Annotated in this window: 12 protein-coding genes, 1 riboswitch and 1 other annotated feature; of the genes, 3 read left to right on the top strand and 9 right to left on the bottom strand. The window is 42.6% G+C overall.

Annotated features, from left to right (window positions below; translation table 11 throughout):
* Positions 1-28: 28 nt before the first annotated feature.
* Positions 29-661 (bottom strand): TetR/AcrR family transcriptional regulator, encoded by a 633-nt coding sequence (locus AAGS61_RS04470; RefSeq protein WP_391367903.1) that lies wholly within the window; start codon positions 659-661, stop codon positions 29-31.
* A gap of 223 nt (positions 662-884) precedes the next feature.
* On the opposite strand from AAGS61_RS04470, the gene AAGS61_RS04465 reads away from it, so the two are divergent.
* Together AAGS61_RS04465 and AAGS61_RS04460 are read left to right on the top strand one after the other, a co-directional pair.
* The gene (locus tag AAGS61_RS04465) at positions 885-2399 is read left to right on the top strand and encodes a CoA-acylating methylmalonate-semialdehyde dehydrogenase (RefSeq protein WP_391367900.1); all 1515 of its coding nucleotides are present in this window, start codon (positions 885-887) and stop codon (positions 2397-2399) included.
* A 27-nt stretch (positions 2400-2426) separates the two neighbouring features.
* Positions 2427-3611 (top strand): iron-containing alcohol dehydrogenase, encoded by a 1185-nt coding sequence (locus AAGS61_RS04460; protein WP_391367897.1) that lies wholly within the window; start codon positions 2427-2429, stop codon positions 3609-3611.
* Positions 3612-3834: 223 nt separating this feature from the next.
* Here the strand turns inward: AAGS61_RS04460 and trpB (AAGS61_RS04455) are convergent, their stop codons facing one another.
* The 8 genes from trpB (AAGS61_RS04455) to AAGS61_RS04420 all read right to left on the bottom strand — a co-directional run bounded on the left by trpB (AAGS61_RS04455) (position 3835) and on the right by AAGS61_RS04420 (position 11508).
* Positions 3835-4995, bottom strand: coding sequence for a tryptophan synthase subunit beta (gene trpB, locus AAGS61_RS04455; protein ID WP_391367894.1), 1161 nt, complete (start codon positions 4993-4995; stop codon positions 3835-3837).
* Between the two features lies 1 nt (position 4996).
* Positions 4997-5776 carry a tryptophan synthase subunit alpha gene (gene trpA / locus AAGS61_RS04450; protein ID WP_391367892.1) on the bottom strand — a complete coding sequence of 260 codons (780 nt, stop codon included), beginning with the start codon at positions 5774-5776 and terminating at the stop codon, positions 4997-4999.
* Entirely contained in the window at positions 5773-6954 is a 1182-nt protein-coding gene (gene trpB, locus AAGS61_RS04445; RefSeq protein WP_391367890.1) for a tryptophan synthase subunit beta, read from the bottom strand. Before trpB (AAGS61_RS04445) ends, trpA begins: the two co-directional genes overlap by 4 nt.
* Positions 6951-7568: a phosphoribosylanthranilate isomerase gene (locus AAGS61_RS04440; protein WP_391367887.1), complete on the bottom strand. Its 618-nt coding sequence runs from the start codon at positions 7566-7568 to the stop codon at positions 6951-6953. Before AAGS61_RS04440 ends, trpB (AAGS61_RS04445) begins: the two co-directional genes overlap by 4 nt.
* Complete coding sequence (trpC, locus tag AAGS61_RS04435) at positions 7565-8353, bottom strand: indole-3-glycerol phosphate synthase TrpC (protein WP_391367885.1); 789 nt, start codon at positions 8351-8353, stop codon at positions 7565-7567. Before trpC ends, AAGS61_RS04440 begins: the two co-directional genes overlap by 4 nt.
* Positions 8350-9387 carry an anthranilate phosphoribosyltransferase gene (gene trpD, locus AAGS61_RS04430; RefSeq protein WP_391367882.1) on the bottom strand — a complete coding sequence of 346 codons (1038 nt, stop codon included), beginning with the start codon at positions 9385-9387 and terminating at the stop codon, positions 8350-8352. The genes trpC and trpD overlap by 4 nt, the downstream gene beginning before the upstream one ends.
* A 5-nt stretch (positions 9388-9392) precedes the next feature.
* A complete protein-coding gene (locus tag AAGS61_RS04425) occupies positions 9393-10568 on the bottom strand; it encodes a chorismate-binding protein (protein ID WP_391367879.1) in 1176 nt (391 codons plus the stop codon).
* Between the two features lie 61 nt (positions 10569-10629).
* Positions 10630-10837, bottom strand: a binding site (T-box leader).
* A 188-nt stretch (positions 10838-11025) separates the two neighbouring features.
* The gene (locus AAGS61_RS04420) at positions 11026-11508 is read right to left on the bottom strand and encodes a QueT transporter family protein (protein WP_391367876.1); all 483 of its coding nucleotides are present in this window, start codon (positions 11506-11508) and stop codon (positions 11026-11028) included.
* Between the two features lie 6 nt (positions 11509-11514).
* Positions 11515-11559: riboswitch (PreQ1 riboswitch) on the bottom strand.
* 546 nt (positions 11560-12105) lie between these two features.
* Between AAGS61_RS04420 and AAGS61_RS04415 the strand changes: the two genes are divergently transcribed.
* Positions 12106-13119, top strand: a complete 1014-nt coding sequence (locus AAGS61_RS04415) for an ABC transporter substrate-binding protein (protein WP_391367873.1) — start codon at positions 12106-12108, stop codon at positions 13117-13119.
* The last annotated feature ends 12 nt before the right edge of the window (positions 13120-13131 follow it).

Below are 13131 nucleotides of genomic sequence, written 5' to 3'. Positions count from 1 at the left end.
AGTAGGTAAAATATAAAGGAGTTAACGATTATTCAATTGAATCGCTAACTCCTTTTTTATGTTTTAATCCTTCGAGCATCACAGCGGTGAACAACCGCATTTCGTTCACTAAATCAAATGTCTCATTATGAATGAGCCAGTCATACACATTGGCACGCATACACCGCTGAACCATTGATTTCATTTCCTCTATCGTCACGTCTTGTCTAAACTCACCCGATGCGAAGCCTTCCTCCATATACCGATTAATAATTTGAAAAATTTTGCGCTCAGAACTAATTAAGTAATGATCTTGCTTTACGTGATTCGTCATAGCAGCGGTATACACCGTTCTTAATACATCTTTCCCGACTACATGGAGCAGATAGCGCATTTGCTCTTCGTAAATGATTAAAATTTTTTTGATAGCGGGCAGTGTCGGATCAATATTTTTCTCTACTGTATCGTAAAATGAATCGAACTGTTTAAATTTTTCCAAAATGACATCGTACTTTGAAGGGAAATGAGTATAAAACGTTCCTTTTGATACATCACAAGCTTTTGTAATTTGTTCAATCGATACATGCTCGAAGCCATATGTCCCGAACAGCTCGAGTGATTTATTTAATAACTTTTCACGTGTTTCAAGTGCTTTTTTTTGGCGCTCAGTTAAATGTTCCACCTAATCGCTCCTTTACTCTCTTTACAATTATCGACAAAAAAACAGAATAAAATAGAAAAAATAGCCGTTGACGGGATTTCACTTCGTACATTATGATTTAAGTGACTGCGGTCATCGAAATTTTGTTTTTATTATCTTACGACAAAATAGGAAGACTGACTAGTTATTTTTTGCTTAGTCTTAGGGGATTTTCACTTCAATCATAATTAAGGGGGATTTATGCATGCCAACAGCACAAGAAGTAAAAACGTTAACGCATTTCATCGGTGGGGAAATGGTGGAAGGAACGAGTGGACGATACGGTTCCGTGTACAATCCAACAACAGGAGAGGTCATTGCACAAGTACCGTTAGCGACAGCGGAGGAAACACGTGAAGCAATCGCTAAAGCACAGGCTGCATTCCCACAGTGGCGCGATGTGTCCGTCGCAAAGCGTGCGGAAATCGTCTTAAAGTTCCGTAATTTGTTAACTGAAAATACAGATAAATTACTAGAATTAATTTGCACAGAAAGCGGGAAAACAATCGAAGATGCAAAAGGGGAAATTACGCGCGGTATTGAATCGGTGGATCTTGCAATTGGTGCACCGCATTTAGTAAAAGGGGAGTATTCAGTCAATGTTGGTGGAGGAATCAATGCATACTCAGCGAAATATCCGTTAGGTGTTGTTGCGGCTATTTCGCCATTTAACTTCCCAATTATGGTGCCACTTGCACAAACGAGCATGGCTGTTGCAGTAGGCAATGCGGTTATTTTAAAGGCATCAGAAAAAGTACCGATGACGGCGCTGTTTGTCAGTGAACTATGGAAAAAAGCAGGATTACCAGACGGCATTTGGACGGTGGTGAATGGTGATAAAGATGCGGTAAATGAATTATTAGAAAACCCTGCTGTACAGGCGATTTCATTTGTCGGCTCAACACCTGTTGCTAAATATATTTACGAAACAGCGGCGAAATACGGGAAGCGTGTGACGGCTCTTGGTGGTGGTAAAAACAATATGGTCGTGATGCCCGATGCAGATTTAGAGCAAGTGGCAGATGCATTCATTGGTGCGGCGTACGGTGCTGCTTCACAACGCTGTATGGCCCTTTCGACAATTATGCCCGTTGGCGAGGAAACAGCAGAGCGCCTTGTAGCAATTTTAAAACGAAAAATTGACGGGCTGAAAGTGGGCGCCTATACAGAGCCAGATACAAACTTTGGTCCAGTCATTTCACAGCAATCCAAAGACATGGTGTTAGCAGCGATTGAGCGCGGTGAAAAAGAAGGTGCAGTCGTTGTATGTGATGGACGCGAGTTAGAAATCGTGAAAGAGTCCAATGGCTTCTTTATTGGTCCTACGTTATTTGACCATGTGAAACCGGGGACGGAAATTTACGAACAAGAAGTATTTGGTCCTGTACGCAATGTCGTACGTGTGAACTCACTAGAGGAAGCCATCCAATTAATTAATGAACATGAGCTCGGAAATGGTGTCACGATTTTCACAAATGATGGGGCAGCGGCGCGCAAATTTACAACAGAAATTGAAGTCGGTATGGTCGGGGTGAATGTGCCGATTCCAATTCCAGTGGGCTATCATAATTTTGCTGGTTTCAAAGGTTCTCGTTTTGGTGAAGGGCATATGTTTGGACCAGACCAAGCACGCTTCTTTACGAAAACAAAAACGATTTCTGAACGCTGGGCAGCACCTGTAACGAATACATCGACATTTGCCTTCCCAAGTAATAGCTAAGTCTTTATCAAAATGGGGGATATAGACATGATTCAAACAAAAACGACTTTTACAGTATACTCACCACCCACTTTAGTTTATGGACGCCATGCTTTTGAAGAGGTAGGGGTGCAGGCGAAAAAGCTAGGTACAAAGGCGTTGATTGTGAGTGATCCGATTATGGATCGTTTAGGCTTCGTCGATCAATGTCGCGTTTTATTAAAGGAGCAAGGGGTAGAAACGGTTTCGTATTTAGGGGTAACATCGGAACCGATTGATACGTATGTCACGGAAGCACTTGATATACTCCAGCAGTCTGCATGTGATATCATCATTTCGCTTGGTGGTGGAAGCTGCATCGATACAGCAAAGGCTGTGGCGGTTGTCGCAACAAATGGCGGCTATATCGGGGATTATATGAATTTTAAAAAGGTAGCGAATGAAGAGCCCGTTCCGCATATGGCCATTCCAACAACAGCGGGTACAGGTTCAGAGGCAACGAATGCAACCGTCATTACAGATATGACGAACGATATCAAAATGATGATTAAGCAGCCGGCCTTTATGCCGAATGTCGCGATTGTGGACCCGGTGTTAACATTAACGTCACCACCATCCATTACAGCGGCAACAGGGATTGATGCATTAAGCCATGCGGTGGAAAGCTATTTATCGCGCCTCGCTCATCCGTATACAGATATGCTTGCCTTATCGGCGATGAAGCTCATTGTGGAAAATATGCTGACAGTGTACGAGAACGGGGATCATATTGATGCGCGTGAGGCGATGGCTCTTGGCTCCCTGCAAGCGGGCTTGGCGTTTTCCAACGCATCTGTCGCGTTAGTGCACGGAATGTCCCGTCCGATTGGCGCACTATTCCACGTACCACACGGCATTTCGAATGCGATGCTACTACCAGCAGTGCTTGATTATTCAAAGGATACTTGCATAGATCGTCTAGCAGATTTAGGTACATTTTTTAATACAGAAGGGCTTAGTATGTCGCAAGCAGAACTAGCGGATTTTGCGATTCAGTCGATTAAGGTACTATGTAAAAAGATGGGTATCGGTAACTTAAAAGAGTGGGGCATTGATGAGCAGGCATTTTACGAGGCGATTCCGAAAATGGCCACCGATGCACTAGCAAGCGGTAGCCCAGGCAACAACCCGAAAGTACCGACACATGAAGAATTAATGGCGTTGTATAAAGTAGCGTATCATTATGAGTTTTAATCGTTCGTGATAATCAAGAATCTTCTCTCCAGTTTTACAGGAGGAGGATTCTTTTTTTGTTCATTTGATAAGCGGTAAACGGGCAAACAGGAAGGTGCGAGCAAAACGAGACGGTATCCGGTCAAAAACCCGTGGTGAACGGTCAAAAGCCCCAGCACGAGCAAAAACCAACCAAAAAAAGATCCACTCACCCTATAAAAAGTGAGCCAGATCTTTTCTCATTTTACTTCTTTAACATCTCAAATACTTGTTCTACGTCCTTATCACCACGGCCAGAAATGTTGACGATAATACTATCTTCTGGTGATAGTGTCGGAGCTAACTTCAATGCATGGGCTACTGCATGCGAAGATTCTAATGCTGGAATAATGCCTTCTACTTTCGATAACGTTTGGAAGCCTTCCAGTACTTCTTCATTTGTCACAGCTACGTATTCTGCGCGGCCTGTTGTTTTTAAATAGCTATGCTCAGGGCCAACACCAGGGTAGTCAAGACCTGCTGCAATCGAATATGTTGGTAGTGGATTGCCTTCTTCATCTTGCAGCACTAAGCAACGGAAGCCATGTAAGTCACCAGGTGTACCGTATGCCATTGTCGCTGCTTTATCTGGCTCAATACCGATTAGGCGAACGTTTTTGTCATCGATGTATTCAGCAAAAGCACCAATGGCATTGCTACCGCCACCAACGCAAGCGAGTACCGCAGTTGGCAGTTTACCTTCCTTTGCTAAATGCTGCGCTTTCGATTCTTTTGAAATAACGGATTGGAAGTGCTTCACCATTGTTGGGAATGGATGAGGACCAACCGCTGATCCAAGTAAATAGAATGTATGTTCATAGTTTTCCACAAGATCTGCAAACGCTTCATCGACGGCATCTTTTAGACGGCCCTGACCTTTGTCAACAGCTACGACTTTTGCGCCTAACAGCTCCATACGGAATACGTTTAGTGCTTGACGTTTTGTATCCTCAGCGCCCATATAAACTGTACAGTCCATACCAAACATCGCACAGACAGTCGCTGTTGCTACCCCATGTTGCCCTGCACCTGTTTCGGCAATGATACGTTTCGCGCCCATGCGTTTGGCAAGGAGAATTTGCCCTAATACGTTGTTAATTTTATGTGAGCCTGTATGATTTAAATCTTCACGCTTTAAATAAATTTTTGCGCCGCCGCACTGTTTCGTTAAGTTTTCAGCAAAATAAAGTGGGGATTTGCGTCCTACATATTCTTCGAAATAGTAGTTTAACTCTTGGTTGAAGTCTTCATCCTCTTTATACTTCTCAAAGTTTTCCTCTAAAATATCTAATACTTTTTGTAATTCTGGTGGTACTTGACTACCACCAAATTCACCAAAATAGCCACGTTGTTTTGTTGCTTCCATTTTACTTTACCTCCATTTGTTTAGATGCTTTTATAAGTTGCTCAATTGTGTCCCAGTCGTCATTCGCTAAAGCGTCTACAATTTTACTACCAACGATGACCCCGTCGCTAAATGCACCGAAATTCGTGACGTGTTCGGGTGTCGAAATACCGAACCCAGCTAAAACAGGGATCGCGCTGTATGATTTTAATTGTGCAAAATGCTCAGCTAAATGGCTAGCGAAATCGGCACGTGTACCTGTAATGCCGTTTACTGTGACCGCATAAATAAAGCCTTCACTTGCTTTCGCTAGCTTTGCAATGCGTTCAGGTGGGCTTGTTAAAGAGATAAGCTGTATAAGCGAGATGTCTGCTGCACGAAGTTCTTCATGAATAATGCCGCTTTCTTCAAGTGGCATATCCGGTACGATTAATCCACGAATGCCTGCCTCGTACGCATCACGTGCAAAGGCTTCCGCTCCGTAAGCTAAAATAGGGTTTAAATATGTCATTACAACAAGTGGAATTGTCACTTCAGCTGCAAAGTCCTTTAATGTCGCTAATACATTGCGTAAGTTCGTACCGTTTACGAGTGCACGTTCGCCGGCTTCTTCAATTGTAGGACCGTCTGCCACAGGGTCTGTAAACGGGATACCAACTTCAATGGCCGTCACGCCCAGCTCTTGTAAACGTAGAATCGTATGACGAAGCGCTTCGAGTCCACCATCACCCGCCATAATATAAGGAACAAATGCCTGATCACCTCGCGCATTTACTTGTTCAATTGCTTGTTGTAATGTCATTGCACCTGTCCTCCCATTGCGTCGATTAATGTGTGTACGTCTTTGTCACCGCGTCCTGATAAACAAACGACGATGATGTCATCTTTTGTCATAGTTGCTGCCAGCTGTGATGTGTAATAAATGGCATGTGCACTTTCTAACGCGGGTAAAATACCTTCTGTCGCACAAAGGAGCTTCACGCCTTCCAGTGCTTTTTGATCTGTCACCGCATCATAAGTTGCACGACCAATATCCGATAAATAGCAATGCTCTGGACCGACAGCAGGGTAGTCAAGGCCAGCTGAAATGGAGTGTGCCTCTTGGACAAAACCATTTTCATCTTGAAGTAGGTACATGTATGCCCCGTGTAAGACGCCTTTTTGTCCGCCAGCAATGGCCGCAGCATGCTTACCTGTTTTAATACCACTACCTGCTGCTTCCACCCCGATTAATTTGACATCGTGATCTTCAACGAAAGGGTAGAACATGCCAATTGCATTACTACCGCCGCCCACACAAGCGACGACTGCATCGGGTAAGCGACCTGCTTGTTTTTGAATTTGTCCGCGTGTTTCATCTCCAATGATGCGTTGGAAATCACGTACAATCGTTGGGAATGGGTGAGGGCCTAAAGCTGACCCTAAAATATAGTGTGTATCTTCAATATGTGTTACCCAGTGACGAAGCGCTTCGTTTACCGCATCTTTTAGTGTAGCAGAGCCTTTTTCCACTGCTACGACTTTCGCCCCAAGGAGCTCCATACGGAATACGTTGAGTGCTTGTCGTTTCACATCTTCAGCCCCCATATATACGATACATTCAAGGTTCAGAAGGGCACAAGCTGTAGCTGTTGCCACCCCGTGTTGACCCGCGCCTGTTTCAGCGACGATTTTCTTTTTCCCCATACGGATCGCAAGGAGCGCCTGACCGAGGGCGTTGTTGATTTTGTGTGCCCCTGTATGGTTCAAATCTTCGCGCTTTAAATAAATTTTCGCACCGCCGCATTTTTCCGTTAAACGCTCTGCGAAATAAAGCGGTGTTTCACGCCCTACATAGTTTTTTAAGTAGTAACGTAACTCCTCAGTAAAAGTAGGGTCTTGCTTTGCTTCGTTATAGGCTTTTTCAAGCTCGATTAATGGGGTCATTAAAGTTTCCGGTACGAATTGTCCGCCGTATACCCCGAAACGTCCTGTCGTCATTGTGTTTTCGCTCCTTTAGCTGCTTGTAAAAAACTTTGGATTAATGCATGATTTTTCACACCATCTCGCTCGACACCACTTGACACATCAACGCCAAATGGTTGCACAAGTTGAATGGCTTCCGCGATATTAGAAGGGTTTAGTCCACCTGCTAAGATGACTTTTTCACGTGGAATATTCGATTGCTCCAGTAATGACCAATCGAACGTATGCCCGCTACCGCCACGGTAATCTGTACCTGGTGCATCAAATAAGTAATAATCGACATCATAGCTCGCTGCCGTTGCGACATTTTCCTGACTTCGAATAGAAAATGCTTTAATCGCGGGTAATCCGATTTGTTGAATGAACGCATTTGTTTCATCACCGTGATATTGAATGTAATCAAGAGGGACTTTTTCGTATACCTCTTTTAAAAAGGACGCCTCTGCATTCACAAATACACCGACCTTTTTCACGTTTTCAGGAATGTGTTTGGCTAAAGCTTGCGCCTGTTCGATTGTCACTTCACGTTTACTTGGCGCAAAGACGAAGCCAATCAAATTTGCCCCTGCATCCACGGCTGTTTGTACGTGCTCTGGGTCCTTTAATCCACAAATTTTGACGAATGTCATTGTGCTTCGCCAACTTTCAGCTCAATTTGGAGTGATTGCAAGTCTGCTACAACATTGCCACTGCGCATTAACGATTCACCAACTAAGACTGCTTTTGCTCCGTAGCTTGCGACAAGTGTGGCATCCTTTTCATTCCAAATCCCACTTTCAGAAATGAATGCAATATCGTCGCAGTTAAATGCACGAGCAATCGTTTCTGTTTGCTTTAAATCGACTTCAAATGTTTTTAAGTTTCGGTTATTTACACCGATAATGCGTGCATCAATCGCTAAGGCACGCTCTAATTCTGCTACGTCATGTACTTCGACGAGTACTTCCAGTCCGTGTTGACTCGCGTATTGATGCAGTCTAGCTAATGCTTCATCTGTTAAAGCCGCCACGATGAGTAAAATAACGGAAGCCCCAGCTGCTTTCGCATAATCGATTTGCACTTCATCAATGATGAAATCTTTACATAATACCGGGATATTCACCGCATTGGCGACGGCATGTAAATCGTCATAAGAGCCTTTAAAATATTTGCGTTCTGTTAAGACCGAAATACAAGCAGCGCCTGCTTTTTCGTATTGGGTTGCTTGCTCGACTGGCTCAATATGTGTCGCAATATCACCTTTTGAAGGAGAGGCCCGCTTCATTTCTGAAATCACTTGCAGACGGTTTGCACGAATCAGCGTTTCATAAAGAGACGGACGCTGTTTTTCTACCGTGTTAAATGATGGTGTATTTGCTTTTAAGCCCGGTAATTCTGTTTTTTTATGGTCAAGGATTTGATCTAAAATCGTCATGTATTGGCACCTGCTTCCTTCATTTTTTTGCTATATGCGACAACGGCATGGAGTTTATCCATCGCACGTCCTGAGAAAATGCTGTCCTTCGCCATTTCAATGCCTTCTTTCATCGTTTCTGCTAAACCGTAAGCAAAGAAGCCGATTCCCGCATTTAACACAACCGTGTCAAAGTAGGCGCTTTGTTTGCCCGCAAGTAATTCTCGTAAAATGACGGCATTTTCCTCTGCGTTCCCGCCGCGAATTGCTTCAAGCGGTTGCGGTGTTAACCCAACATCCTCGGCGCGGAGTTTAAATGGTAAAAGATCACCGTGATCGAGCAAGACAAATGTATTTTCACCTTCGAGTGAGGCCTCATCCATCCCCCGCGCCCCCGATACAACCATTGCCCGCTTGCGACCAAGCATATCAAGTACTTGTGCATAATCTGTTGTAAATTCAGGGCGGTTAATGCCGACAAATTGTGTTTGTAGCGGTATTGGATTTGTGAGCGGACCCACCATATTAAAAATCGTCGGCTTGCCGATTGCGCGTCGTACTTCACCGATACGTCCTAGCTTTGGATGCATATTTGGTGCATGTAAAAAGGCAATGCCTTCTTGTGTTAATAGTTCAGTTGTTTGTTCCAGATTTGATAAAAGCCCGATGCCAAGTGCTTCTAATACATCTGAGCTACCAGATAAGCTTGAAACTTTTCGGTTCCCATGCTTTGCGACAAGCAGTCCACCACCAGCTAGAACGAATGCAGCGGTTGTGGAGATATTGAAGCTTTGTAGTCCGTCGCCACCTGTACCACAGTTATCGATGTAAATGCCTTCCGGTACATCTACCTGTACAGCATGCGACCGCATGACAGAAGCAAGGCCCGCTATTTCATGGGCTGTTTCACCTTTTGCACTTAATGCGAGAAGAAAGTTTGCGATTTGTTCTTTTGGCGTTTCTTCATTGAAAACAAGTTGCGCGGCTTGCACCATTTCACCCAATAGTAAGTTTTCGCCGCTTGTGACACGCGTTGTGTAAGCTTGTAAAGTCATCGTACTCATCCTTTCTTCACTTGCAAAAGTGCCTGTGTTTGTTGATATAGCTCTTGCGGATTACTATTTGCTGTCACCGTCGCGCCGATTTCCGTTATTGCTTGATTATGTTGTAAAAGCACTGTACGAGAGGCTAACGCAAAGTCAATTTGTCCGTTAAAGCCGATATAACCGATTGCCCCACCGTAAAGTGCGCGCTGTTCAGGCTCAATTGCTTGAATCGCTTGTAAGGCTACCTTTTTTCGTTTCCCTGTTACGCTATCTGCCGGTAATAAATGCGTTAATGCATCAATCGCGTGCAAAGTAGGGGAGAGGATGCCGAAAGTTGTATGCCCGTCATATTGAAGTGATTCTTTGACCGAAATGGCTTCAATATCTGTTGCAGTTGCTGTTTTTAATTGTCCATCATATACCGTCACAATACTTTCTGGTGACGCACCAATGACTGTATGGTCATCAAATTCGATATAGTATAAATAAGGAGAAGGCAGTTTCACACGTAAATCACGATAGAGGGAGAAAGCGTCCCCTGAGAAATCCGCTTGTAGCTTTCGCGACAGGACAATTTCCGTGGCTTCTCCTGTTGCCATCACGTCTTGTGCCTGTTTTACTTGTGCTTCAAATTGGGCGAGTGTCGTTTGTTCTGTAAATGCCCCCATTGAAAACTCGTTCGGCGAGAGTGCTGTACCGTTTACAATTTGGTCAATGATGTCGTCAATATTCGGCTCTTTTATTTCAGCATCGATGTTTGTATGGACGATTGTTAATTCATCTGTGACATGATCGAAAATCACAACGGTGTCGTATACATGGAAATTTACAGCTGGAATCGTGCTTTGTTCACGGTTGAAGCGAATATAACCGATTGCCCCGCCTGTGAATGGATATTCTGTGTGATTCGAAACACGTGGCATGACCTGCTTTAATGAACGCACTAAATCACCTTCGTAGCTATAAGACTGTCCTGTTACATGCGAACTTTCTGTTAGTGTTGTATTCGATCCTGTGTATGTTTTGCGTGGGTTCGCCCCGATAAATGAATAGCGTCCTGTCGTTTCGTGTTTCGCTGAACTTTCCAATAAAAATTTTCGTGTCCCTTGTAGGCGATTGAAAATTAATACAGGTGTTAAGCAATCGCCATTTACTTTTTTAATTGTCGTACGTAATGTGTGTTTAATCATCATTCTCACTCCACTCTTCTAAAATAAAAAAAGTCCTCTACAAAAAGCATAAACACTTTTTGTAGAGGACGATATGAACCGCGTTGCCACCTCAAGTTGAAGCTAAAAAAGCTCCCATCTCGAATCTCGTAACGTGAGATATCCCGTTCGCTAACTCATGCTAGCGACTCTCATAAGGCCCATTCACAAGCGAAAATGACACGTTTCCACCAACCACGTGCTCTCTAAACATTTGGCTGCTTGCTACTCTTCTTATTCATCAATTTGCTCAGCTATTCTTCACTCTGCTCGTATGGCGATTACAGCTCCCCGTAATCTTCAACCAACCCGAACATTCTAATTAGTATCATTGTACGAGGAAAAGAACGATAAGTCAATATTTTCAGAAAATAATAATATGTAAGAATGCTATCCATAAAAAAATCGAACGGCACATCGACCGCTCGATTGAAAAATTTTAAATTAAATTTTTGAAATTTAAACGGTTATTTAATAGGTACATAATCGGTGCACCTACTGCCAATACGACGAATTCACCCGCTGCTACTGTTAACCATGTCCAGAAGAAAGGTAGCTCCAGTGCGAGATTTAATTCGAAGGCAATAATAAACATTGTAAACGTAAATAGGAGCGTATTTAATACTAAACGTACCATAATATTTTTCACGAATTTACAAATCAATACAAAAATTGAAATCGTAATGATGGAGTGTGCAACACCGAAAATAAGGTCATACAATCCTAATGGTGAAAACATATTAGCAATAAATACCCCTAGTATAATCCCGATTGAAAAACGAGGATTAAATGCTACTAAATGATTGAATATTTCAGAAATACGGAACTGCACTTCTGTAAATCCAAACGGTGCAACGAGCATTGTTACAGCAATATAAAGCGCTGCAATAATCCCTGTCGTTGCCATAAATTTAACCTTCATATAAAATTCCTCCTAGTTTTTTTACGTGGGATGGTTTCGAACCACGGCGACTTAGCACGAAGTAATATTTTAGTATAATAGATGGCTATCGTCAAATATCTTATAAATCGAAATATATCAATAGTAAAGAAAATTTGAGATGTATGATTCATGAGGCGTTTGGGCTGATCATGCTATACGCCATGTGTGAATAAAATCATTCTCTTAAAAGGGAGAGCGGGGTGTAACTGAAAATAGCATTCATTACTAAAGAAATCTAGAAAATGTACACGCCACAACAATAGACCCCTTTTCGTACGTAAAATAAAGTCTCTTTTTCAGTCTGCTTTCCTCATCAAACTAGACTTAAATACTAGATATCAACAATTAATTATTAGAAAATTGCTAGAAGTATTTTTAATATTTACATGATAAATAGCTAATTAATTTAGTGCTTTAAAGCGCAAAAATATCTTAAATTAGATTTATAGTATTTAGAAAATTCATAATGTTATTGACTGTCAGATAATATGAGTGTAAGATAGCGGTACATTCATACTTTGCTAAGTTGAATCAGCAAAGTGCAAATAGATAAATAGTTCTAGGGGGATAACAGAAATGGCTATTACTTTGAAAAAGCTTTCATTTTTATCGTCAGCAGCGTTAGCATTAATGCTTGCGGCATGTAACAGTGACGACACAAGCTCGTCGGATGCATCAACAGGTTCATCAGGTGGTGATGCGGCACCAGAAGAAACATACGTAATCGGTGTGACACAAATTGTTGAGCATCCATCACTAGATGCGGCATATGAAGGGTTTAAAAAAGCACTTCGAGATGCTGATTTAGATGTCGAATATCAATACAATACAGCAAATGGTGATCCGAGCCAGACAGTAACGATTGCACAAAAGTTAGTAGGGGACGGAGTAGATTTAATTTTTGCTAACTCAACACCTTCAGCGCAAGCGGCGAAGTCAGCAACATCTGATATTCCAATTGTCTTCACATCTGTAACAGATGCCGTGGGGGCAGAATTAATCGCTTCTATGGAAGCACCAGGTGGTAACGTGACAGGTACTGTCGATTTACACCCAGAGACAATTGCTAATACAGTGAAATTCCTAAAAGAGGAGCTAGGTGCAAAAAAGGTTGGGACAGTATATAACACAGGTGAGCAAAACTCGATTGCACAAGTAGAGCAAGTAAAAGCTGCATTAGAAGCACAAGGGTTAACGCTTGTGGAAGCTGCCGTATCAACTTCAGCTGAGGTACAACAAGCGACAGAATCATTACTTGGAAAAGTAGATTCTTTATACATTATTACAGACAATACAGTTGTATCCGCACTGGAGTCAGTGATTGGTGTGGCTAATACGAATCAATTACCGTTAATCGTTGGCGAGATGGACTCTGTAGCGCGCGGCGGATTAGCAGCTTACGGTTTCGAATACTATGATATCGGTTATGAAGCAGGACAAAAGGCGGCTGAGATTTTAAAAGATGGTAAATCAGCAGGTGAGATTCCGGCGACATACCCAGCTAACTTAAAACTTGTCATCAATAAAGCAACTGCAGAAAATTTAGGTCTTGAAATTAAAGATACTTGGAATGCAGAAGTAATCGAATAAATAACTTAGGAG

Origin of the sequence: Lysinibacillus sp. KU-BSD001 (assembly GCF_042920265.1) — a bacterium.
Taxonomy (GTDB): domain Bacteria; phylum Bacillota; class Bacilli; order Bacillales_A; family Planococcaceae; genus Lysinibacillus_B.
The sequence above is the reverse complement of the archived record's forward strand: the minus strand, read 5'-3'. Positions and strand labels throughout refer to the sequence as shown.

What these genes read in the sequence shown, in the direction of transcription:
- AAGS61_RS04465 (WP_391367900.1), top strand. Translation starts at nt 885, where the DNA reads ATGCCAACAGCACAAGAAGTAAAAACGTTAACGCATTTCATCGGTGGG.
- AAGS61_RS04460 (WP_391367897.1), top strand. Translation starts at nt 2,427, where the DNA reads ATGATTCAAACAAAAACGACTTTTACAGTATACTCACCACCCACTTTA.
- trpB (WP_391367894.1), bottom strand. Translation starts at nt 4,995, where the DNA reads ATGGAAGCAACAAAACAACGTGGCTATTTTGGTGAATTTGGTGGTAGT.
- trpA (WP_391367892.1), bottom strand. Translation starts at nt 5,776, where the DNA reads ATGACATTACAACAAGCAATTGAACAAGTAAATGCGCGAGGTGATCAG.
- trpB (WP_391367890.1), bottom strand. Translation starts at nt 6,954, where the DNA reads ATGACGACAGGACGTTTCGGGGTATACGGCGGACAATTCGTACCGGAA.
- AAGS61_RS04440 (WP_391367887.1), bottom strand. Translation starts at nt 7,568, where the DNA reads ATGACATTCGTCAAAATTTGTGGATTAAAGGACCCAGAGCACGTACAA.
- trpC (WP_391367885.1), bottom strand. Translation starts at nt 8,353, where the DNA reads ATGACGATTTTAGATCAAATCCTTGACCATAAAAAAACAGAATTACCG.
- trpD (WP_391367882.1), bottom strand. Translation starts at nt 9,387, where the DNA reads ATGACTTTACAAGCTTACACAACGCGTGTCACAAGCGGCGAAAACTTA.
- AAGS61_RS04425 (WP_391367879.1), bottom strand. Translation starts at nt 10,568, where the DNA reads ATGATTAAACACACATTACGTACGACAATTAAAAAAGTAAATGGCGAT.
- AAGS61_RS04420 (WP_391367876.1), bottom strand. Translation starts at nt 11,508, where the DNA reads ATGAAGGTTAAATTTATGGCAACGACAGGGATTATTGCAGCGCTTTAT.
- AAGS61_RS04415 (WP_391367873.1), top strand. Translation starts at nt 12,106, where the DNA reads ATGGCTATTACTTTGAAAAAGCTTTCATTTTTATCGTCAGCAGCGTTA.